Source organism: Arthrobacter sp. HMSC06H05, assembly GCF_001807395.1.
GTDB classification, from domain to species: domain Bacteria; phylum Actinomycetota; class Actinomycetes; order Actinomycetales; family Micrococcaceae; genus Pseudoglutamicibacter; species Pseudoglutamicibacter albus.
The window spans coordinates 23,792-46,339 of the sequence record NZ_KV788984.1 but is presented as its reverse complement, the minus strand read 5'-3'; the positions used below and the strand labels follow the sequence as shown (position 1 = coordinate 46,339).

The 22,548-nt window shown below is 61.0% G+C and carries 17 protein-coding genes and 1 tRNA gene; 15 read left to right on the top strand and 3 right to left on the bottom strand.

From position 1 onward, the window contains the following. Nucleotides 1-61: 61 nt before the first annotated feature. Nucleotides 62-1,123: a TIGR01906 family membrane protein gene (locus tag HMPREF3160_RS06105; RefSeq protein WP_070489976.1), complete on the top strand. Its 1,062-nt coding sequence runs from the start codon at nucleotides 62-64 to the stop codon at nucleotides 1,121-1,123. Between the two features lie 102 nt (nucleotides 1,124-1,225). On the opposite strand, the gene HMPREF3160_RS06100 is transcribed toward HMPREF3160_RS06105, so the two are convergent. Both HMPREF3160_RS06100 and HMPREF3160_RS06095 read right to left on the bottom strand, forming a co-directional pair. Next, nucleotides 1,226-3,115, bottom strand: coding sequence for an AMP-dependent synthetase/ligase (locus tag HMPREF3160_RS06100; RefSeq protein ID WP_256174079.1), 1,890 nt, complete (start codon nucleotides 3,113-3,115; stop codon nucleotides 1,226-1,228). A gap of 70 nt (nucleotides 3,116-3,185) precedes the next feature. Then, nucleotides 3,186-4,856, bottom strand: a complete 1,671-nt coding sequence (locus HMPREF3160_RS06095) for a dolichyl-phosphate-mannose--protein mannosyltransferase (RefSeq protein ID WP_052048455.1) — start codon at nucleotides 4,854-4,856, stop codon at nucleotides 3,186-3,188. Between the two features lie 135 nt (nucleotides 4,857-4,991). On the opposite strand from HMPREF3160_RS06095, the gene rsmI reads away from it, so the two are divergent. The 14 genes from rsmI to pth all read left to right on the top strand — a co-directional run bounded on the left by rsmI (nucleotide 4,992) and on the right by pth (nucleotide 21,327). Further along, the gene (gene rsmI / locus HMPREF3160_RS06090) at nucleotides 4,992-5,837 is read left to right on the top strand and encodes a 16S rRNA (cytidine(1402)-2'-O)-methyltransferase (protein WP_070489972.1); all 846 of its coding nucleotides are present in this window, start codon (nucleotides 4,992-4,994) and stop codon (nucleotides 5,835-5,837) included. Nucleotides 5,838-6,029: 192 nt separating this feature from the next. Beyond that, nucleotides 6,030-7,508, top strand: coding sequence for an NAD-dependent succinate-semialdehyde dehydrogenase (locus HMPREF3160_RS06085; protein WP_035756215.1), 1,479 nt, complete (start codon nucleotides 6,030-6,032; stop codon nucleotides 7,506-7,508). 113 nt (nucleotides 7,509-7,621) lie between these two features. Next, nucleotides 7,622-8,611, top strand: a complete 990-nt coding sequence (locus tag HMPREF3160_RS06080; RefSeq protein ID WP_070489970.1) for a TatD family hydrolase — start codon at nucleotides 7,622-7,624, stop codon at nucleotides 8,609-8,611. Between the two features lie 213 nt (nucleotides 8,612-8,824). After that, on the top strand, nucleotides 8,825-10,021 hold the full coding sequence (locus tag HMPREF3160_RS06075) for a resuscitation-promoting factor (protein WP_176744712.1): 1,197 nt from the start codon (nucleotides 8,825-8,827) through the stop codon (nucleotides 10,019-10,021). Nucleotides 10,022-10,182: 161 nt separating this feature from the next. After that, complete coding sequence (rsmA, locus tag HMPREF3160_RS06070; RefSeq protein ID WP_370977495.1) at nucleotides 10,183-11,133, top strand: 16S rRNA (adenine(1518)-N(6)/adenine(1519)-N(6))-dimethyltransferase RsmA; 951 nt, start codon at nucleotides 10,183-10,185, stop codon at nucleotides 11,131-11,133. Continuing rightward, nucleotides 11,130-12,107, top strand: a complete 978-nt coding sequence (locus HMPREF3160_RS06065) for a 4-(cytidine 5'-diphospho)-2-C-methyl-D-erythritol kinase (protein ID WP_070489968.1) — start codon at nucleotides 11,130-11,132, stop codon at nucleotides 12,105-12,107. Before rsmA ends, HMPREF3160_RS06065 begins: the two co-directional genes overlap by 4 nt. A 157-nt stretch (nucleotides 12,108-12,264) precedes the next feature. Continuing rightward, on the top strand, nucleotides 12,265-14,127 hold the full coding sequence (locus HMPREF3160_RS06060) for an ABC-F family ATP-binding cassette domain-containing protein (RefSeq protein WP_070507607.1): 1,863 nt from the start codon (nucleotides 12,265-12,267) through the stop codon (nucleotides 14,125-14,127). 11 nt (nucleotides 14,128-14,138) lie between these two features. Continuing rightward, nucleotides 14,139-14,918 (top strand): gamma-glutamyl-gamma-aminobutyrate hydrolase family protein, encoded by a 780-nt coding sequence (locus tag HMPREF3160_RS06055; RefSeq protein WP_070507605.1) that lies wholly within the window; start codon nucleotides 14,139-14,141, stop codon nucleotides 14,916-14,918. 98 nt (nucleotides 14,919-15,016) lie between these two features. Continuing rightward, nucleotides 15,017-15,088: transfer RNA gene (locus HMPREF3160_RS06050), tRNA-Gln, on the top strand. Between the two features lie 36 nt (nucleotides 15,089-15,124). Next, nucleotides 15,125-16,612, top strand: coding sequence for a bifunctional UDP-N-acetylglucosamine diphosphorylase/glucosamine-1-phosphate N-acetyltransferase GlmU (gene glmU, locus HMPREF3160_RS06045; RefSeq protein ID WP_070489962.1), 1,488 nt, complete (start codon nucleotides 15,125-15,127; stop codon nucleotides 16,610-16,612). A 62-nt stretch (nucleotides 16,613-16,674) separates the two neighbouring features. Continuing rightward, nucleotides 16,675-17,655, top strand: a complete 981-nt coding sequence (locus HMPREF3160_RS06040; RefSeq protein WP_035756212.1) for a ribose-phosphate diphosphokinase — start codon at nucleotides 16,675-16,677, stop codon at nucleotides 17,653-17,655. Between the two features lie 219 nt (nucleotides 17,656-17,874). Continuing rightward, on the top strand, nucleotides 17,875-18,501 hold the full coding sequence (locus tag HMPREF3160_RS06035) for a 50S ribosomal protein L25/general stress protein Ctc (RefSeq protein ID WP_035756211.1): 627 nt from the start codon (nucleotides 17,875-17,877) through the stop codon (nucleotides 18,499-18,501). A gap of 290 nt (nucleotides 18,502-18,791) precedes the next feature. After that, entirely contained in the window at nucleotides 18,792-20,591 is a 1,800-nt protein-coding gene (locus tag HMPREF3160_RS06030) for an alkaline phosphatase (RefSeq protein ID WP_141739854.1), read from the top strand. Nucleotides 20,592-20,775: 184 nt separating this feature from the next. Further along, nucleotides 20,776-21,327: an aminoacyl-tRNA hydrolase gene (gene pth, locus HMPREF3160_RS06025; RefSeq protein ID WP_070489958.1), complete on the top strand. Its 552-nt coding sequence runs from the start codon at nucleotides 20,776-20,778 to the stop codon at nucleotides 21,325-21,327. A 250-nt stretch (nucleotides 21,328-21,577) separates the two neighbouring features. Here the strand turns inward: pth and HMPREF3160_RS10200 are convergent. Further along, a partial coding sequence (locus tag HMPREF3160_RS10200; RefSeq protein ID WP_256174075.1) for a Na+/H+ antiporter NhaA occupies nucleotides 21,578-22,548 on the bottom strand: 971 nt, incomplete at its 5' end.

Genomic DNA, 22,548 nt, shown 5'->3' with positions numbered 1-22,548 from the left:
GCTCTAGATTTCTCTTTCAACGCCCCTCCTTTTAGCAATTCTGGGGCGGAAAGGACCCTTGATGTCGCTGAATACCCCTGATCCTTGGAAAGAGGACAGAGACGAGCAAAACCCGACGGGACCCAAAAGCCCTGCGACGCCTGAATCTCCGGCGGAGCCTGCGAACCTGAACGAAAGCCGTGATCTGAACCAAAGCCAGGAAGCGACCCAGGCGTTCCCGCCGGTGTCTGAGCATCCGCCAGCATCTGAGACCGCCGTGCTCGGGGCGCCACCGGCTTCAGAGCAGTCTGGGGATCAGGGCACGTATTTGCCTGTTTCGGAGAAGCCCACGCCTGGTTACAGCGATGAGACCTCGCATGAAACTGTTGCTGCGAGCCTCGACTATAAGCCGGTCTTCCCACGCATCCTGCAGTGGGTAGTCGCTGTCTTGACCCCGTTCGTGTTGCTCGCAGCGGCCGTTCGGTTGGTCGCCTCTTCCGCTGTCTTGTGGTTTATCTACCACATTCCAGGTTTCCCGGCAGACCCGGCAGGATTCACCCGCGGCGACCGCGTTCTGTACGGCTCATACGGGGTGGACTATCTCAACAACTTCGCCCCAAGTAAGTACCTCTCCCAAGTCCAGACCGACGAAGGTCCGCTGTTCACCGCCAACGAGGTCTCGCACATGGCCGACGTCAAGTCGCTTGTGCACCTGTGCTACCTGCTCGGTGTGATCGCGCTCGTTCTTCTGCTGATCAGCTTCATCATCCTGCGTAAAACCTACCCGGGAGGCGTCCGCAGGGGCCTGTTCGCCGGCTCGATCGTAACGTTCGCGGTGCTACTCATCTGCGCGGCTGTGGCGTTGGTTGGCTGGGAGGAGTTCTTTGTTGGCTTCCACCAGTTCTTCTTCTCACACGGTAACTGGCAGTTCGCGTGGGATGATTCGCTCATCCGGCTCTACCCGCCGCAATACTGGGTCATCGCGGCAGGCATACTTGGCGGCCTGTTGCTCGTGGGCAACCTGGTGTTGATGCTCGTGACGTGGCCAACGCGCCGCCGTCGGGAGCTGTCTCGCAAGCAGATGGAAGAGAAACGAGACGGTTCGGACTACGTCATCGAATACGATGCGTTCGATCAACGCTAAACGAACACGGCCCCGCCGTTGAGGCTTGAGCTCAAACACGGGTGGGCGGTAGCTGGCCACAGCTACCGCCCACCCGTGTTGTTGACCTACGTTGCCGCCCAGCTATGAGCGTTTGCGGTAGATCGTGTTGATCGTGTCAGCATACTGCTGATAGACCTGCGGGCGGCGTACCTTCATCGATGGAGTGAGGGTGCCTTCGTCCTCGCTGAAGTCTTCATCGAGGATCACGAACTTGCGGATAGATTCAGCCCGGGACACGGTCGAGTTGGCGCGGTTGATGTATGACTGGATTTCCTCATGCACGCGCATGTTGCGCACCGCATCGGCCAGGGTCGCTACTCCGGAGACCTTCTCTGCCTTCGCCCAGGTGTGTAGTTCGTCTTCATCCAGGGTCACCAGCGCTGAAACGAAAGGCTTGTCATCACCCAGGAGAACAACCTGGGACACGATGCGGCCTTCCCGCACGATCTCCTCGAGCGGGCCGGGTACAACGTTCTTACCGCCGGCGGTCACGATGATGTCTTTCTTACGTCCGGTAACGGTGAGGAAGCCGTCTTCATCGAGCTCACCGAGGTCGCCAGTGTAGAAGAAGCCCTCGTCGTTGAAGGCTTCCTGAGTGGCTTCCGGGTTGTTCCAATAGCCGGCGAAAACCCCGATGCCTTTCACGAGGATTTCGCCGTCATCGGCGATGCGCACGCAGGTTCCGGGGATCGGCAAACCGACCGAGCCGACGCGCTGTATACCTGGCATGTTCACGCTCAAGGGTGCGGTGGTTTCGGTGAGGCCGTAGCCTTCGAGCACGCCGAGGCCGATCGCGTTGAAGAAGTGCGCGAGGTCCGGGAACAGGGGAGAAGCCCCGGAGATCGAGTAGCGAACTTCTCCACCCATGATTTCGCGGATCTTCGGGTACACGAGCTTGTTGTATAGCCGGTATTCGGCCTCATGCAGCGGGTTGCTGCGTGGTTTCTGTTGGCCGCGGCGCACCTGGTCTTCGGCGCGTCCGCGTTGGGTCGCGATGTAGCGGGCGCGGCGGAACAGCCAGCCCTTGCCCTCGGCTTCTGCTTTGGCGAGCGCGCCAGCCATGAGTTTTTCGTAGATGCGCGGCACTGCAAGCAGGAATGTTGGTTTGATGTTCGGGAGGTCTCGGGTCACGGTGCGCGGCGAGCAGTGGGAGACCGTGATGTCGCGGTACATGCATGCGTGCTGTACGGCACGGGCGAGGATGTGGGCCAGCGGCAGGAACAGCGCGGTGCGCCCGCCCTCTCCAACGACTTCGCTCAAGTGCTCAACGAGGTTGACGGCTACGAGCGTGATGTTGCCGTGGGTGATGATGCACCCTTTAGGGCGCCCGACGGTTCCGGAGGTGTACACGAGGGTTGCGGGATCGTTGAGTCCCGGGCGGCTGCGGCGAAGGTTCACTTCGTCGTCGGGCACCCCGGAGTCACGTCCGGAGGCCATGAGGTCTGCGAGTCCGGCGCCCACGGGTACACCGTCGTAGAGAACCGTGGCTGGGTGGCCGGCGTCGTTGACGACGTCCATGCGCAGGTGGCGTGGCGCGCGGTCTGCAGGCAGATTCGCTACCGCTTGCGCGGCCGGGTCGGAGGCGTCCGGTGTTTGGGTCAAAAGGTGGCTTGCCCCGGAATCGGTGAGGATCCATTCGATCTGGGAGATCGAGGAGGTCTCATAGATCGATACGGAGATCCCGCCTGCAAACCATGCGGCTTGTTCGGCTAGTGCCCATTCGAAGGATGTGGGGGCCATGATCGCGAGCACGGAGCCTTCTTCGAAACCGTGGGCGATGAGGGCTTTCGCGAGGTCGGTTACGAGGCGTTTGTAGTGTTCCCCGGTAACGTCCACCCAGGTTTCGGCATTGGGGTCATAGACGGAGTAGACGGGTAGGGGCTTGTTGCGTGCAATCCGGTCGAGCAACAGCTGTGGCGTGTTGTAGTTGGACGGCAACGTTTCAAGTTGCGGCATGCACCGTTCGCGCACTGATTCTCCTTGAAGGCCGATGGGTTCTAGCGGTGGGGCAGTCGGCTGCACCGGATAGGGGGCGGACGGGTTATGTCCAGCTTGGTATCCAGATGCGCCACTGGGCGTGTTCGCTCAAAAGTGTTCCGCCTGTGACGATCGGTAGGAAGAAAGCGGATGTGAGCAGGATGATGGCGACGATGCCGGCTAGGATTCCGGTGCGGATCTTCGCTTGGAGCTTGGGCGTGCCCGGTGGCGGGGCGAGCATACGTAGCGCATAGACGACTGCGAGGATCCAGCTGAGTTGGAAGCCGGTCGTGTAGAAGAAGAACATCGTGCGTTCTGGATAGAACAGCCACGGGATGTAGCCGGCTACAACACCTGCCAGGATCATGAGTGCTACCCAGTCGCGGCGAGCGAGGAAGGCCCACAGCACGATGAAGATGCAGAGGGTCCCGGCCCACCACAGGAGCGGGTTGGGTAGGTCGGTGATGATTTGGACGCAGTTGCGGCCGGGTTCGCATTCGACGCCGTCGCGGGTGGTGGTGTCCCATTTGAACAGCGTTGGGCGCCCTGCAACGAGCCAGGTCCACGGGTTGGACGCCCAGCCGTGGTCTTTGGTCAGCCCGGTGTGGAATGCGTAGGCCTTGCCGTGGTAGGTCAGCAGGTCAGCTAGCGGTGCTGGGAAGAGCTTGACCCATGCCGCACCTTCGCGTTCGGCGAGCCCGTGGCCCCAGGCGCGCGGCTGCATCAGCCACGGTAGCCAGGTGAAAAGATAGGTCAGTGCCGCGACGGGTACTACGCGGATGAACGCGGGGATGCCGTTGTGGAGTACGCCGCCTTTGAGCCATTGTTGGATCCCAGCGGCACGGCGGGCTTGGCAGTCCCACCACACGATGAGTAGGCCGAAGACAGCGACGAAGGTGATTCCGGACCATTTGATAGCGCACAAGGCACCCAGTGAAACACCGATGCCGATCTGCCACGGCCGGGACCATAAGCGCGGCCCCACCCCTTTATAGAGGGCCGCTACCTTGCGTTTATCGCTAGAGGCCTCGGCGTCTCCGGCGAGCGCGTAGGCCAGTTGGCGGCGCCCGTAATCGCGGTCTACGAGTACGAGCCACGCGATGATCGTGATGAACATGAAGTAGAAGATGTCGAGGATCCCGGTCCTCGATAGCGCGATCTGTTGGCCGTCGAGCGCTACGAATACTCCGGCGAGCCCGCCCCATACGGCGGAGCGGAACAGGCGGGTTGCGGCCATGGTTGTGAAGACGGCTGCGATGGTTCCGGCGAAAGCGGTGCCTGCACGCCAGCCGAGCCCGGTGTCTGTTCCGAAGATCGCCATTCCCAGCGCCATGATCCATTTACCCAGTGGTGGGTGGACGACGTAGGAGGCCTCGTTACTCGGTGTTGCCGATCCGTTGACGAAGTCTTCGTTGATGTCTTGCGGCCATTGGCGTTCGTAGCCGTAGTTCAGAAGTGAGTAGGCGTCTTTGACGTAGTAGGTTTCGTCGAAAATGAGTTGGTGTGGGTGGCCCAGGTTGAAGAATCTGATGATCGCGGCGAGTGCACCGATCAGCAGAGGTAGCCACCAGCGCGCGTGTGAAACGACCGTGTTGAGCTTGCCGCCGGGCATGCCGGTGAGGCGGAGCAGTAGCTCGTCGAGGCTCGGTCTTGAACGGCTCAGCTGCGCCCCCTGTTTGCGGTGGGCGTGCTGTTGCCGTTGAGCTTGAGAAGTGGTGCGCGCGGAAACAGTCACAGGCTTACTCTACTGAACTACGGGGTTTGAGGCCGGAAGATGGCTAGGAGGGTAATACCAAAGTAATACGGACACACTGTAGCGGAGGCGATGTGCCGCGGTGTTGGTGTAGTGGCGGCTGGGTAGGCTGGCGGTGTGAGTGATGTAACTGGTCGCATCGAGATTGCTGGTACCCCGATTGGGAATATTGGGGATGCGAGCCCGCGGTTGCTCGCGGCGTTGGAAGAGGCCGATGTGGTGGCGTGTGAGGACACGCGGACCACGGCGAAGCTGTTGCGGGCTTTGGGGATTAGGGCTCGCGGTGAGTTGGTTGCGTATCACGAACATAATGAGCGTTCGCGTGCGGATGAGTTGGTGGAGCGGGCTCGCCGTGGGGCGCACGTTGTGGTGGTCAGTGATGCAGGCATGCCAGGTATTTCTGATCCTGGCTACCGGATTGTTGCGCGCGCGGTCATCGAGGATGTGCCCGTCACGGTGATCCCGGGGCCTTCGGCACTGATCTGTGCACTCGCCGCATCGGGGTTGCCGACAGACCGGTTCACGTTCGAAGGATTCATGCCGCGCAAGGCTTCTGAACGCACAGCCTTCATCCGCGCGGTGAGTACGGAGACGCGCACTGTCGTGTTCTATGAGACCCCGCACCGGATCGCGGCGACCCTTCAAGCGCTCGCCGAGGGTTTGGGTGGGCAGCGCCGCGCCGTGATTTCACGTGAGATTACAAAAATGTTTGAAGAGCATCGGCGTGGAACTTTAGAAGAGTTGCTTGCCGGGGTGGCGGAGGATCCTCCACGCGGCGAGATCGTAGTGGTGTTAGAAGGTGCCGCTGAAGAAGCTGAAGCCAGCATCGAAGAGTTAGTTCCGCTGGTCCTAGAGCGGGTAGCTGAAGGTGAACGGCTCAAAGACGTGTGCAAATCGCTTGCCGAGGCTTACGGGGTGTCCCGGCGGGAACTCTATGACGCGGCGGTCAAAGCCCGGCCATAAGTGTGGCCCGGCGGTAAGCGTGGCCCGGCCGCCGAAGGGACCTGGCCGTAAGTGTTGCCCGGCCGTGAAAGGGACCTGGCCCTGGCGAGCCGGGCCAGTCAGCGAAATGCGGCGTCGCTTTCTAGCGGAATAGTTTGCCGCACGTATAAGTTGAGCTAAGTAGACCTCGATGATCCGTGGCAAAGGAGAACCATGACTTCACAGCGCGAAGCCGAACTGCTGGAATCAGTCCCGAAGGGGTTGCTGATCAATGGTGAATGGCGCGATGCCTCTGATGGCGGAACGTTCGATGTTCTCGACCCTGCAACGGGGAAGGTTTTGGCTACGTTGGCCTCTGCCACCTCTGAGGATGCTAAGGCCGCTTTGGATGCGGCTGATGCTGTGCAGGCGTCGTGGGCTCGCACCTCTGCCCGTGAACGTTCTGAGATTCTGCGCCGTGGTTTCGAACTGATTCAGGAACGCGCCGAGGATTTCGCTCTGCTCATGACCTTGGAGATGGGTAAGCCTCTGAACGAGGCGATGGGCGAGGTTAAGTACGGCAACGAGTTCATGCGGTGGTTCTCTGAGGAAGCGGTGCGTCACAACGGCCGCTACAACGAGACCCCTGAAGGCAACATGAAGATGATCGTGCAGCACAAGCCTGTTGGGCCGTGCTTGCTGATCACGCCGTGGAACTTCCCGCTGGCGATGGCGACCCGCAAGGTTGCTCCTGCTGTAGCTGCCGGCTGCACTATGGTTTTGAAGCCAGCTAAGTTGACCCCGCTGACTGCCCAGCTGTTCGCTCAGGTCATGATGGAGGCAGGCCTTCCAGCAGGTGTCTTGAACGTGGTTGCTGGTAAGTCGGCTTCCCAGATTTCTGGCCCCATCATGCAGGATCACCGTCTACGTAAGGTCTCCTTCACCGGCTCCACCCCGGTGGGGCGCCAGTTGCTCAAGGACGCCGCAGACAACGTTTTGCGTACCTCGATGGAGTTGGGCGGCAACGCGCCATTCATCGTGTTCGATGACGCCGACATCGACGATGCGGTTGAGGGCGCTATGGCGGCGAAGATGCGCAACATGGGTGAGGCCTGCACCGCGGCGAACCGCTTCCTGGTCCAGGATTCGGTCGCCGAAGAGTTCACCCGCAAGTTCGCTGAGAAGATGGCCGCCCTCAAGCCTGGCCGCGGCACCGAAGAAGACGTCAACGTTGGCCCGGTCATCGAGGAGTCCGCTCGTGAGGACATCCACTCGATCGTGACTAAAGCGGTTGAACAGGGTGCTAAGGTCGCGACCGGTGGCGAGAAGATCGAAGGCGACGGCTACTTCTATCGCCCGACCGTCTTGACCGATGTTCCGCACGACGCCGAGATCCTGCGTGAAGAGATCTTCGGCCCCGTCGCCCCCGTCACGACGTTTGCTACCGAGGACGAAGCGATCGAACTCGCCAACGCATCCGAATACGGTTTGGCCTCCTACATCTACTCGAAGGACTACAACCGCCTGATCCGTGTGGCGGATCAGATCGAATTCGGTTTGGTCGGCTTCAACCAGGGCGTGATCTCCAACGCTGCCGCACCATTCGGTGGCGTCAAGCAGTCCGGTCTGGGGCGTGAAGGTGGCGCCGAAGGTATCGAGGAGTACAGCACCGTGCAGTACATCGGTATCGCAGACCCATACGCCAAGAAGTAAAGCCTTCTGCACAGACTGTGACCTAACGGGGTGGCCATCGCATCAGCGGTGGCCACCCCGTCGTTAACCTCACTCCGTCGTTAACCTCGCTGTGCATCGCTAAGGTTGTTGATATGTGTTCTGAACATCAAGGTTTGGTTGTTCCCGGTGAAACTCCGCGGCCTTATGTCCCTGAGGCCCACGAAGGCCTCGGCGATGACAGCGGGCGTAAGCGCGCGGCCGTCAACGAGCAGGGTGCTCGCCGTAAGCTCGAATATCCGCCGGCCCCGCAGCCATTGCCGGTCCCGGTGATCGATAACCACACGCACATGGATTTCCATGACGGCGATGTCGCGTTATCTGTGAGCCAGCACATGGATGTCGCCGAGCAGGTCGGTATCTCTGGGGCAGTCCAGATCGGGACCGATGTTGAGTCTTCGCGCTGGTCTGTTGCCGCGGCGGAATCTGATCAGCGCGTGCTTGCCGCGGTCGCCTTGCACCCCAACGATGCCGCGCGGGCTTATGCGGAAGGCACCCTTGAGGATGATCTCGCGGTCATCGAGCAGTTGGCTGGGCATCCCCGGGTGCGGGCGATCGGAGAGACGGGGCTTGATTACTTCCGTACCACCGAGGAGGGCTGGGCGCCCCAGCACGAATCTTTCCGCCGGCATCTTGATATTGCGCAGCGTTTGAACCTGCCGGTACAGATCCATGACCGGGACGCGCACGATGACACGGTGCGGATCTTGGAAGAAGAGAACTTCGATGGAACGGTTGTCTTCCACTGTTTCTCTGGTCCGGTGTCGATGGCGATGAAAGCGCGCGAGCGCGGCTGGTATGTCTCCTTCGGCGGGACCGTGACGTTCAAGAACAACCACGAGCTTCGAGAAGCGATCATGGCGGCCGGGCCACAGCTGTTGATGGCGGAGACGGACGCCCCCTTCTTGACTGCCCACCCGTTCCGGGGCCGCCCGAACGCTCCATACATGACCCCGTACGCGGTGCGGTTCGTCGCGGACATGTTCGGCATGGACCTAGATGAGTTCTGCCACACACTCAACGAAAACAGCACGCGTGTTTACGGGGATTTCGCCGCAGGTTTCACCCAAGAATCGCCTGAATAATAGCCATACCCCGAAACTGTGCAGGAGCTGAAGTAGCGATTTGATAACAATTAGGTTACGATTGTTATCGCATCGTGACCTTCGGTGTGGTGCTGACAAGCACTTCCTTCCCTGAAGGCCGAGCGTGAACGCTCATCGAGCGCTTCATGGAAAAGGTCATGTGTGCAAAGAAATATCCCCGAACATAGTGCCTGTCAAGGCATGAGGTTTTTCGTGAACAAGAAGATGAAACGCGGTCTGATCATTGGCGGCCAGGCAACTGTAGCCTCGGCGCTGGTCTTGGGAACCGTGGGGTTCGTAGCAAATAACAAATCCATCGAGGTTGTCGTCGACGGGGAATCTCAAAACGTCCGTACCTTCGGTGGGAAGGTAGAAGACGCCCTGAAGGCAGCTGATGTCACCGTTGGCCAACACGACCGTGTCACGCCAGCCGTAGACTCCGACATCAAGAACGGCGACACCGTCAACATCCTGACCGCTCACAAGGTCGAATACCAGGTCGACGGCGAAGACAAGACCGTCATGACCACCGCACGCACCGTGGATGAGCTGGTGGATGAGCTCGATCTCGCTGACGGTTCTGACATCAACCTCGACGGTCACGTCCAGTTGGCAAGCGCTGAGAAGCTCACCGTGCTGACCCCTAAGGAAGTCAAGCTCAACCTCGCGGGCAAGAAGTCGACTCTGACTACTACCGCACTCGATGTTGACGCGGTTCTGGCCGATAAGGGCGTCAAGGTTGGTAAGCACGACGAAGTGAAGCCTGCCCGGAACACTGTTGTATCTGATGGCATCACCATCACGTACAACAAGATCCAAAAGAAGAAGAAGACCACCACCGAGGCGATCGCGTTCGAAACCAAGCGTGAAGAGGACGCCAAGCTCGCCAAGGGCAAGACCGAGACGGTCACCGAAGGCAAGGCTGGTGAACGCAAGGTCGTGACCGAGACTGTGATCCGTAACGGTAAGAAGGTCTCCACCAAGAAGGTCTCCGATAAGGTGACCCGCGAGCCAGTCGATGCGCTGATCAAGGTTGGCACCAAGGAAGAAGCCCCAGAGCCTGAGGAGAACTCGGACTCGGAGGAGAGCTCGAACAACTCCTCGAAGGGTAAGAAGAAGAAGTCGAAGTCCAGCTCGAAGGCTAAGGCCCCAAGCGGCGGCGTTTCCTCGACCTGGCAGGCACTGGCTCAGTGTGAGTCCGGCGGTAACTGGAGCATCAACTCCGGTAACGGCTACTACGGCGGCCTGCAGTTCTCGGCTTCCTCCTGGCGTGCAGCCGGCGGCACCAAGTACGCTCCGCTGCCACACCAGGCAACCCCAGCTGAGCAGGTTGCTACCGCAGAGAAGTTGCGCGCTAACGGTGGCTGGGGCCACTGGCCAGCATGCTCGAGCCGTCTCGGCCTGCGCTAAGCCACACGCTGTGCTTTCAGGTCAGCACCTGAACGTTGGCTTATAGCTCCGGAATAAATCACCCGGAATAGGCACTGTTCAAGCCCACGATGGTGCGGGAGTCTCCCGCGGCATCGTGGGCTTGGCCGTTTAAGGACATTAGGATTGAGGGGATGAATCACGTGCCTGAATCTTCTGCTTCAGCTCCGCTTTTGGGGGCTGCTCATATTCGTGCGCTCGCCGATGAGCTGGGTGTGACCCCGACTAAGACGCTGGGGCAGAACTTTGTGATCGATGGGAACACGATCCGCCGCATCGTTGCCGCCGCACACCTCACGGGCGATGAGACGGTGCTTGAGGTGGGGCCGGGCCTTGGTTCGCTGACGTTGGGGATCCTGGATGCCGCTGCGCGCGTGATCGCGGTGGAGATTGATCCGCGGCTGGCCGAGCGCCTGCCGCGCACGGTGGAGCAGTGGCGCCCGGGCACGCATGAGAACCTCACGGTCATCAATGAGGACGCGTTGAAGATCACCGAGCTGCCGGGCGCACCCGATGCGCTGGTTGCGAACCTGCCCTATAACGTCGCGGTTCCCGTAGTGCTGCATCTGTTGGCGCGCTTTGAGAGCATCCGTTCCGGTTTGGTCATGGTCCAAGACGAGGTAGCCGACCGTTTGGCAGCGAAGCCGGGGAACAAGCTCTATGGGGTCCCTTCCGTCAAGGGCGCGTGGTACGGGTCCATGACCAAAGCCGGGGTCATCAGGATGAACGTGTTCTGGCCCGCGCCCAAGATCCGCTCAGGGCTCGTTGCGTTCACGCGTGGCCCCAAACGCGGGGATGAGGCTCTGCGGGAGGCGACGTTTGCGGTGATCGATGCGGCATTCGCGCAACGACGCAAGACGCTACGGGCAGCGTTAGCCGGATGGGCAGGTTCCGCCGCAGCAGCCGAAGAATATCTGCGTGCAGCAGGAGTAGACCCGCAGCTGCGCGGCGAGAAGCTTGAGATCGAGCAGTTCATCGCGATCGCCCAGGCCCGCGCTGCAGCAAGCGACAGCGGCGCGGTAGGCGACAGCGGCGCGGCAGGTGAAAGTAGTGCTGCCGTTGAAGAAGTAGGAGAGCAAGGTGGTGGGGTGTGAGTCTTCCAGCGTTGGAGGAACAATCGGGGTTTGCGCGCACGGTCACGGCGCGCGCACCAGGCAAAATCAACGTCAGCTTCGAATGCGGTGACCCGCGCGAGGACGGATTCCATCCGGTTGCGACCTTGTATCTTGCGGTCGGGTTGGATGAAGAGGTCACCGCCCGTCACCGTGACGACGGCGAGATCGCGGCGGAACTCGATGACGCATCGAGCATCGCGGTGGATCAAGCGAGCTTCCCGGTAGGAGCCGATAACCTCGCAGTGAAGGCCGCGCTCGCTTTGCGGGACGCGACCGGAGTGCACGCTGGAGCTGACTTGCGCATCCTCAAGCGTGTGCCGATCGCTGGAGGCATGGGAGGCGGCTCCGCGGACGCGGCCGCGGCACTCGTTGCGTGCAATGCGCTGTGGGAGACCCGCCTGAGCAGGCAAGACCTCGCCTCGATCGCCGCGGGGCTCGGCTCGGATGTTCCCTTCGCGCTGTTCGGCGGCGCGGCCGTCGGCCTGGGGCGCGGGGAAGACCTCGCGCCAGTGCCGCTGCGCACCGAATCGCACTGGGTTCTGATCCCGGCATCGTACGGGCTCTCAACACCGAAGGTGTATCAGGAGCTTGACCGGCAACGCGAACGAGCCGATGTGAGCGTGCCCGCGCCTCAGGAAGTCTCGCCCGAGGTTCTCCACGCCCTACTCGAAGGGGACCCGCTCAAGCTCGCAGCTTCCGTGCATAACGACCTCACTCCGGCCAGCATCGCGCTTGCACCGGAACTCGCGCACGTCATCGAACGAACCGAGGAAGCCGGGGCGCACAAAACGCTCGTATCAGGCTCCGGGCCAACCCTGGCCTGCATCGCGCACTCATCAGCGCATGCGGAACGGATCTCGATGCAGATACGTGATGAGCTCGACCTACAAACCATCGTGGTGAGCGCACCTGCGGCAGGGGCCTCGATCCTGCCCAACTGCGGCGCAGTTTGATGGCCAGCGCTGCCTGATGACATGCCCGGCCTGGTAGCCAGCGCGGTCTGGAGGCCAGCCCGGCCTGGCGAACTTCACGCGCTGAAACCTGCACGCTGAAAGCATCCACGCACACTATCCACTGAAAACTATTCATTGAGAAGGAAACCCTGTACAGATGTCCCACCTCTTAGGTGCTGAATCGATCTCCATCACGTTTGGTACCCGCACCGTGCTCGATAACGTGACGCTCGGCATCGACGAGGGCGACCGCATCGGGATTGTGGGCCGTAACGGCGACGGCAAGTCCACACTCATGAAGCTTCTGGCGCAACGGATCGAACCGGATACCGGGCGGGTGACGCATCGGCGTGATCTGCGGGTCGGTTACCTCGATCAAGCCGACGTTTTAGACCCCGAACTGAGCGTGCTTGAGGCGATCGTGGGTGATGTTCCGGAACACGAATGGGCCGCTGATGCCCGCATCCGTGACATCATGAGCGGGTTGACCGAAGGCATCGATCTGAACAAGAAAGTCGGGGAGCTCTCCGGCGGGCAACGCCGCCGTACCGCGCTTGCCAAGCTGCTGGTTGCTGACTGGGACGTCATCATGCTCGATGAGCCCACCAACCACCTCGACGTTGAGTCGGTCGCATGGCTGGCTGAGCACTTGAACCAGCGGTGGCGCGCCAACGAGAACGCGTTCCTGGTGGTGACTCACGACCGCTGGTTCCTGGATGCCGTATGCACCATGACGTGGGAGGTCCACGATGCGATGGTGGATGCTTTTGATGGCGGGTATGCGGCCTATGTTCTGGCTCGGGCCGAACGCGACCGCGCCGCTGCGGTCAAGGAAAGCAAACGACAGCAACTTGTCAAAAAGGAGCTTGCGTGGCTGCGCCGCGGCGCACCGGCACGCACCTCGAAACCCAAGTTCCGCATCCAAGCAGCCAACGCGATCATCGAAGACGTTCCCGCACCACGCGAAAGCCTCGAGCTGAAGAAAATGGCGATGGCCCGGCAAGGCAAAGACGTCATCGACGCCGAAGACCTCACCTATACGCTGCCCAACGGCCGCGCACTCTTCGATGACATCACGTGGCGGCTGGCACCAGGGGAACGCGTGGGACTTGTGGGCGTCAACGGTGCAGGAAAATCCACGCTCATGCGACTACTGGACGGACAACTCGAACCGAGCGCCGGGCGCGTCAAGCGCGGCAAGACCGTGGTTTCAGCGATCCTCTCCCAAGAAGTCAAAGAGCTTGATGAGCTCGCGAACACGCGCGTCGTGGACGTCATCAAGGCAGAAGGCAGCCAGTTTGTCGCCGGAGGCCGCGAAGTGTCCGCCGGTCAGCTACTCGAGCAGGTCGGGTTCAACGCGCACAAGCAATACACCCCGGTCAAGGACCTCTCCGGTGGCGAGAAACGCCGCCTGCAACTCTTACGCCTCATGGTGGGTGAACCCAACGTGCTGATGCTCGATGAGCCGACCAACGACCTCGACACCGACACCCTCGCCGCGATCGAAGACCTCCTCGACACGTGGGCCGGAACCCTGATCGTTGTCTCCCACGACCGCTACCTGCTCGAACGCGTCACCGACCACCAGCTCGCACTGCTCGGAGACGGCAAACTCCGCGATCTGCCCGGCGGCGTTGAGCAGTACCTGCAGCTACGCGAACACGCAGCGCACGCCGGCACCGACAACAGCAGGATAAGCCACAGCGGGACAGGCCAGCACGGAGAACCCGCCGCCGCATCGGACGCTGGGGGCGCAGCTGAAGCCCCCGCGCACAAGCCAAACAAGCCAGCGTATTCGGCAGCCGAACAGCGCGAAGCGCGCAAAGACATGCAACGCTACGAACGCCAACTCGGACGCGTCGAGAAGGCGCTCGCCGAGGCAGAAGAGAAACTCATCCAAGCGACCGAGGCCGGGGATTTCGAGGCGGTCACCCAACTCACCCAGGAAGCGGACGCGGTGCGGGAGCAGAGGGACGAGCTGGAGATGGCGTGGCTCGAGGCCTCCGAGAAGATCGGGTAGGGGGCAGGTTGATGCCAGAACAAACGGAAGTCACTGAGTATCGGCCGGTCTGTGAGTATCGGCCGGTGCGCATCGCGATGAGCTACGTCATGGATGCCGCGAACGTCCCTGTCAGCTATTCCGATGAGCTTCACGGGCTCGCAGCCCATACGGGGCGTTCACTCATTGAGGTCGGCGGGCACGTGCAACCGTGGTTCGTGGATGCTCTCAAACCGGGACGCAGCGCCAGCGAGGTTGTCGCGGGCGCGGAGGCGGTCATTATCCTGGGTGGTGCTGATGTGCATCCAGGGTTCTATGGGTTGGAGCGTGAACGGTGGCCCGAGGTCGATCTTGCAGGTGTGAGCGCGAGCGCCGATGCGTTCGAGATAGAACTCGTGCATGAAACCCTGGCCGCCAATAAGCCGCTGTTAGGGATCTGCCGCGGCCTGCAGATCATCAACGTTGCGCTTGGCGGCACGCTCATCCCGGAGATCGGCAACCCTACGATCCATAAGTCACCACCAGATGGCGACGGCTGGGCTGATCACAGCGTGAGTCTCACCGCCGGCAGCACGCTCGAACGCATCTACGGGTCAGCCGAAATCACGGTGCGTTCCGCGCATCACCAAGCCGTCGATGCGCTCGCCGCAGACCTCGTGCCCGTCGCGACCGCCCCGGACGGCCTCGTGGAAGCCGTCGAACACCGGCAACACTCCAGGATGCTGGCTGTGCAGTGGCATCCCGAAGACCTCAACGGTGATAAAACTCACCTCGATGCGCTCATGACGTGGCTTCTGCGCCGGATTCATTGACGTACAGATAGACGCTCATAAGACATACGGTTAAGAAAACAAGGCCTAACGTGGCACAATGGACAACGGCCTGAACAGTTCAGCCTGTACCAGGCTGATCCGCCATGGTGTAACGGCAGCACGCCAGCCTTTGGAGCTGTGTGGTCTAGGTTCGAATCCTAGTGGCGGAGCGATAGTGGCAGGGCAGTGGAAGGAAAAACAGCCAGGTGTCCAGCGAAAACGTCCATCCGGCAGCAGTGATCGTTCTAGCCGCAGGTGCTGGAACACGTATGAAATCCTCTAAGCCGAAAATCCTCCACACACTCGGCGGCCGTTCGATGGTCGGCCACGCGCTCGATACCGCGCATGCGCTGGAACCCGATCGTCTCGTCGTGGTTGTGCGTCACCAGCGTGACCGCGTTGCAACCCACGTGCTCGAGCATGCGCCTGACGTGAGCATCGTCGACCAGGACGAGATCCCAGGCACCGGCCGCGCAGTCCAAGTTGGCCTTGAAGCGATGAACGACCTCGCTGAAGGCACCGTCTTGGTGACCTACGGCGACGTCCCGTTGCTTTCCCCGCAGTTGCTCACTGAACTCGTGGAGCGCCACGAATCCGAGGGCAACGCGGCAACCGTTCTGACCGCCGCGGTTGAAGACCCGACCGGCTACGGCCGCATCCTGCGCGATGAAAACGGCGACGTCACCGGGATCGTTGAGCACAAAGACGCCACCGAAGAGCAGCGTCTGATCAACGAAGTCAACTCCGGTATCTACGCGTTCTCCGCGAACGAGCTGCGTTCGGCTCTGGCCCGGGTTTCGACCGACAACGCCCAAGGCGAAATGTATCTGACCGATGTGCTCGGCATCATGCGTGAAGACGGGCACCGCATCTCAACGGCAGTGACCACCGATCAGTGGCAGGTAGAAGGCGCCAACGATCGCGTGCAGCTTTCCGCGCTGGGGCGTGAACTGAACCGCCGCATCACCGAAAAGTGGATGCGCGAAGGGGTCACCATCCAAGACCCTGAAACCACATGGATCGACGTCGATGTCGCCTTGTCCCAAGACGTGACCCTGCTACCGAACGTGCAGCTCGTTGGCCGCACCTCGGTCGGCCAAGGCTCCGTGATCGGGCCAGACACAACCTTGCGTGACACCCACGTGGGCCAGAACGCGACCGTGAAACGAACCGACGCAACCGAATCCCGCATCGGCTCCGGATCGACCGTTGGCCCGTTCAGCCACCTCCGCAAAGACACCGTGCTCGGTGAAGACGGCAAGATCGGCGCGTTCTATGAAACTAAGAACGTCCAGATTGGGGATCGCACCAAGCTCTCCCACCTCGGCTACTCAGGTGATGCGGTGATCGGGGAAGACAGCAACATCGGTTGCGGAAACATCACCTCCAACTACGACGGCGTGAACAAGCACAAGACCGTGATCGGCTCGCACGTTCGCACGGGCGCATCCACCGTGTTCATCGCCCCCGTCGAGGTCGGTGACGGCGCATACACCGGCGCTGGCGCGGTAGTCCGCAAAGACGTCCCTGCTGGCGCACTTGTGATCTCTGATGCCCCGCAGGTCAATAAAGAAGGCTGGGTTGAAGCTAAACGAGCAGGAACCCCCGCCGCCGTCGCCGCGGCCCTGACTGAAGCAAAGAACTCCACCGGATCGGATACAGCCCGTACCGGTTCGGATGAAACACGCCCCTGATTCGGTACAGTCATAGAAGCTCCAACTAACACCCCATCCTCGAGGAGAACGGACAGCTCGCAATGTCTGAACTGAGCTACAACGTAGACAAAAAACTGGTCTTGGCTTCCGGCCGAGCCCACCCAGAGCTGGCACAACAGATCGCCGACGAGCTCAAAACCGAGCTCGCCCCAGTTTCCGCATATGACTTCGCTAACGGTGAGATCTATGTCCGCCCCGGGGATTCCGTCCGCGGTAAAGAATGCTTCGTCATCCAGTCCCATCCGTTCCCGATGAACAACTGGCTCATGGAGCAGCTGATCATGATCGATGCGCTCAAGCGCGCCTCAGCCCGCCGCATCACCGTGGTCTCGCCGTTCTACCCGTACGCTCGCCAGGACAAGAAGGGCCGCGGCCGCGAGCCGATCACCGCGCGCCTGGTCGCTGACCTTTATAAGACCGCTGGCGCTGACCGTATCATGTCCGTGGACCTGCACACCTCGCAGATCCAGGGTTTCTTCGATGGCCCGGTCGATCACCTCATGGCGATCCCGTTGCTCGCTGACTACATCCGCACCCGTGTAGGTAACGAACCGCTCACGATCGTCTCCCCGGACACCGGCCGTGTGCGTGTGGCTGAAATGTGGGCTGAACGCCTCGGCCACGCGCCGCTGGCATTCGTGCACAAGACCCGTGACCTCACCGTGCCGAACAAGGCCGAATCAAAGACCGTGGTCGGCGAGGTTAAGGATCGCGTCTGCATCCTGATCGACGACATGATCGACACCGGCGGCACCATCTCCGGCGCGGTTTCGGTACTGAAGAACGCTGGTGCTAAAGACGTCATCATCGCGGCAACGCACCCGGTCTTCTCAGATCCGGCAGCGCAGCGTTTGAGCGAATCCGGTGCGCGCGAAATCGTTGTGACCAACACGTTGCCTGTTCCAGCTTCGAAGCGTTTCCACAACCTCACGGTGCTCTCGATCGCCCCACTGCTGGCGCGCGCGATCAAGGAAGTCTTCGAAGACGGCTCCGTCACGAGCCTGTTCGACGGCCGCGCCTAACCATGCGAGCTCTGCTAAACTAGGGGAGTTGCCCAGGCGAGGGGAACTACGGTTCCCGTGATCGACGAGGCCTTCTGGATTTACCGGCTAGCACAAGGTGCAGGCCGAAGGTGAGCTTAGAAGCCACGACGAGCCCCCGGGGCGAAGACCAGCCAACACCACCGCACACGCGGAGATATTCACGGTGTGGCGTCATCGACCAATAGGAGAAGAGCTCTCATGCAGAAATTCGAATCCCTTGACGTAGAGGTCCGCGAAGACTTCGGTAAGGGTTCGGCACGGCGCGCACGCCGCGACGGCCAGATCCCAGCTGTTGTTTACGGCCACGGCTCCGAGCCAGAGCACCTGCTGCTCCCATCGCACCAGACCACCCTGGCTGTCCGCCAGCCGAACGCTATTCTGTCCCTCAAGGTCGCAGGCGATGAGCGCCTCGTCATGGTGAAGGACATCCAGCGCCACCCACTGCGCCAGACCGTTGATCACCTCGACCTGCTGATCGTCAAGCGCGGCGAGAAGGTCTCCGTCGATGTCTTCCTCGACTACCAGGGCGAGGTCGCCCCAGGTCTGGCAGCAACCCTCGACATCCAGGAAGTCACCGTCCTGGCAGAGGCACTCAACATTCCAGACACCCTGGTTGTCAACATCGATGGCCGCGAAGAAGGCTCCGTCCTCGCATCCGAGATTGAACTGCCTGAAGGCGTTGAGCTCGAGATCGAAGAAGACACTGTCATCGCGACGATCGCTGAGCCACAGGAAGTCGAGCTTCCAGAGGACGAGGAAGCAGAAGAAGGCGAAGAAGCTGCCGAGGCTCCAGCGGAAGAGAAGTCCGAGGAAGACAGCGAGTAAGCCTCACTGGGACTGCCCGAACTCTCAGGAAGGCCGCCACATGTGTGGCGGCCTTCCGCCATTTAAAGATCAGCCAAAGCGAAGAGTGCGCTTTATATAGAAGTCTGTATTGGCGAGCTATGTTGAGTGATCATCCTTTCATTGCTCGTTCACAGTGAATCACAGGATTCTTTACTGTTTGTTAACCATTCCGTCGGTGAAGGGACGGCCAAAGAGGCATTGAAGGTTTACCTCGCTTCCTAGGCTCATTGGCGTTGGTCACCATCACGCCAAATGAACGGATTGACACAGTGAAAGCACCTCGCACCACCGCGATTGCAACCGCAACAGCGGGTCTTGCATTCGCATCGTTCTTCACCGCAATGCCAGCCCACGCGACAGCGACGGCTGAAGAAGCCCCAGCTACGGGCGGGCCAAAGAACGTCATCGTACTGATCGGTGACGGCATGGGCTACAACCACATCGACAACCTCAACGCCTACACCAAGAACCAGGTGCACTGGCAGGTAGAAACCGGTCCAGACCACAAGGTCATGCCATACGGCGGCAACACCAAGCCAACCGAAGGCTGGCAGGCCTGGGAACACACCGGAATGTCCACCCACTGGGTCGATGGCCCGGCATATGACACCTCGCAAGCCTGGACCAAATTCGACTGGGTCAAAGACAACCCAACCGACTCCGCAGCAGCCGGCACCGCCATGGCTACCGGCGTGAAGACCTATAACGCCGGCATCGGTGTTGACCCAAACAAGAAGGTCGTAGAGAACCTCAGCGAACGCGCCAAGTCCCTCGGTAAATCTGCAGGCGTCGTTTCCAGCGTTCCCTTCTCGCACGCAACCCCAGCCGCCTACTCCGCCCACAACCAGACCCGCCAGGACTACCACGGCATCGCTGAAGAGCAGGTCAACGGCAACATGGACGTAGTGATGGGTGCAGGCCACCCATTCTTCGACGACGACAACAAGAAGCTCGCCACCCCGAACTACAAGTACATCGGCGCAGATACCTACAAGAAGCTCGAGTCTGGTGACAGCGACTTCACGTTCGTGACCAACAACCAGGACTTCTCTAACCTCACCAAGGGCGAGACCCCAGAGCGCGTATTCGGTATCGCTGAGGTAGGTAGCACCCTGCAGCAGAGCCGCGCCGAAGGCAAGGCAAAGAACGAGGTCATCGACCTGCGCACCATGACTGACGGCGCACTCAACGTCCTCGACAACAACGACAACGGCTTCTTCCTGATGGTCGAAGGCGGCGCAATCGACTGGGCAGGCCACGCCAACCAGACCGACCGCGACATCGAAGAAGTCCAGGACTTCGACAAGGCCGTCGACGGCGTCATCGACTGGGTTGAAACCAACTCCAGCTGGGATGAAACCCTCGTCATCGTCACCGCAGACCACGAGACCGGTTACCTCTCGGGCAAGCCAGAAGGCAAGTTCGCGCCAATGCTCCCGCAGGGCACCAACAAGGCTGCAGAGCAGAGCTGGAACAGTGGTGAACACACCAACCAGCTCGCACCATTCTTCTTCAAGGGCGCAAACGCTGCCGAGGTGAAGGCGCTGGCAACCAAGACTGACACGGTCCGCGGCTCCTACATGGACAACACCGATGTAGCTAAGTGGCTGTTGAACACCGCCTGGGTAGCTAAAGACGTTCCACCAAGCGAGGAACCGACCGCGGCTCCAACTGAGGAACCGACCGCGGAACCGACGGACGCGCCAACGGAGACCCCGAGCGAGGATCCAACCGAGACTCCATCTGAACAGCCTTCGGAAGCACCGAGCGAGGAACAGCCATCCGAGCAGCCTTCGGATGATTCGAGCGAGGCCCCAACCGAGGCACCGTCCACAGATGCATCTGATGCGCCATCAGACGCTCCTTCCCAGCCTGAAGGCGAGGACGGCGCAGGCTCCGAGGGCGGCAACCAGAACGATGCGCAGGGTCCATCGACCGGCGGCGATCTAGCCAACACCGGTGTCAACGCCGAACTCATGTGGGGCGCAGGCATCGCGACCCTGCTGGTAGTCGGTGGCGTGACGCTGCTGGTAGTCAAGCGTGCACGCCGCGCTGACGCCACCAAGTAACTAGACCCAAGAACCTTCTGAAAGCGCCGGGACACACGATCCCGCGCGTTCTCAGAACCCCATCGGTACCGCCGTGGACGCCCACGGCGGTACCGATGTTTTAGGCTGGCGCAGTCGTTTCAAGCTGGCACTGCAGTTTCAAGCCGGTGCAGCCGTTGCAGGCTCGCGTAGATACCCTTGAAGCATGGCTTCTGACATGTTCCTCATCGCTGGCCTGGGCAATACAGGCGCCCGGTATGCGAAAAATCGACACAACATCGGCTTCATGGTCGCCGATGAACTCGCCGGCCGCATCGGCGGCACGTTCAAAGCGGCCTCCGCGCAACGGTGCATGCTGCTTGAAGGACGGCTGGGAATAGGAGGGCCGCGGGTTGCGCTCATCAAGCCCACAACGCTCATGAACCGTGTAGGCGGCGCCGTCTCCAGCGTCTCGAAATACTTCGGGATACCGGCAACCAACGTGATCGCAATCCACGACGAGATCGAACTGGGCTTTGACACGACCCAGCCGCGGCTCGGTGGCTCGGAAGCCGGGCACAACGGCTTACGCGACATCACTAAGGCGTTGGGGACCCGGCAGTATTGGCGCATCCGTGTAGGCGTGGGGCGGCCCCCGGGTAGGCAACAGGTCGCCGACTATGTGCTCTCCGACTTCTCCGCGCAAGAGCGAAGAACGTTGCCGATAACCCTCTCAGACGCTGCAGACGAGGTAGAGAAACTGATCGTTACTCTCTGAGGCTGACCACATCGCGCTGATACTGACCGCCTTCCGCTGGGGCTCGCTACAGCCGGTTTCAGGGGATGCTCACCAGATTACTGGGGGTTTTCCATGACTATCCCAGGGTTTATTGAGGCTTGCTCTGTAGTGTCGAAGACACCTCAAGGGTGCGAGTGATGACAGAGGGGCTCCGGTTGAATGATCAACCGGAGCCCCTCACCTTTAACCACTGGCATGTGTGGCGGAACAGTCCATGCCTGAAGGCGGGTCAGTACTTGACGTGGCTGCGTTCCTGAGCCGTCTCTTGTTGCGCCTGCATCTTGTAGCGGCGGTTACGTGGGGCGAGCCAGATGCTCGCGAGCACGGCCGCCAGAACGGAGGCCAGGAGGATCGCGACCTTCGCGTCCTCACCGTGCAGGGAGTCGGTGCCGAAAGAGAGCTCAGCGACGAGCAGAGCGACCGTGAAGCCGATGCCGGCAACCATCGTGACCCCCAGCAGATCGCCCCACTTGATCCTCGGATCCAGTTCGGCGGCTGGAGTGCGAGTGACGAGCCATGTAGCACCCATGATGCCCAGAGGCTTACCGACCACGAGGCCAAGGATGATGCCCCACACCACGGTGTCAGCCATCGCGGTCTTGAAAGCGTCCATGCCCGCGATGGTCACACCCGCTGCGAAGAACGCGAAGATCGGCACCGCAATCCCGGTCGAGAACGGGCCAACACGGTGGGCGAGTACCTCGGTGAGTGGGATGCCTCGATGCCCCTTCTTGATCTTGGCAGGCACCGTGAAGCCGAGCAGAACACCCGCGATGGTCGCGTGGATCCCGGAGTTCAACATGAAGACCCACGCGAGGAACCCAAGGCCCAGCAGGATGACCCACGGGGCCCAGTTCTGGCGGCGGAAGAAGTTAGGGAACAGTTGCGCGAGCGTGCCGTAGATAGCGATCGGCACAAGCGAGAGCCCGAGCCACACAAGCGAAATATCGGAGGAGTAGAAGACCGCGATAATGATGATCGCGATCAGGTCATCAACCACAGCAAGCGTGAGCAGGAACAGCTTGGCCGGGGTTGGAAGCCACGCACCGACTACGGCAAGCACCGCGACAGCGAACGCGATGTCGGTTGCCGCCGGGATGGCCCAACCGTGCACCGTGGATGCGGGCTGGCCGATGTTGACCAGCAGGTAGATGAGCGCGGGCACCGCGACCCCGCCGATGGCGGCAGCCATCGGCGGGG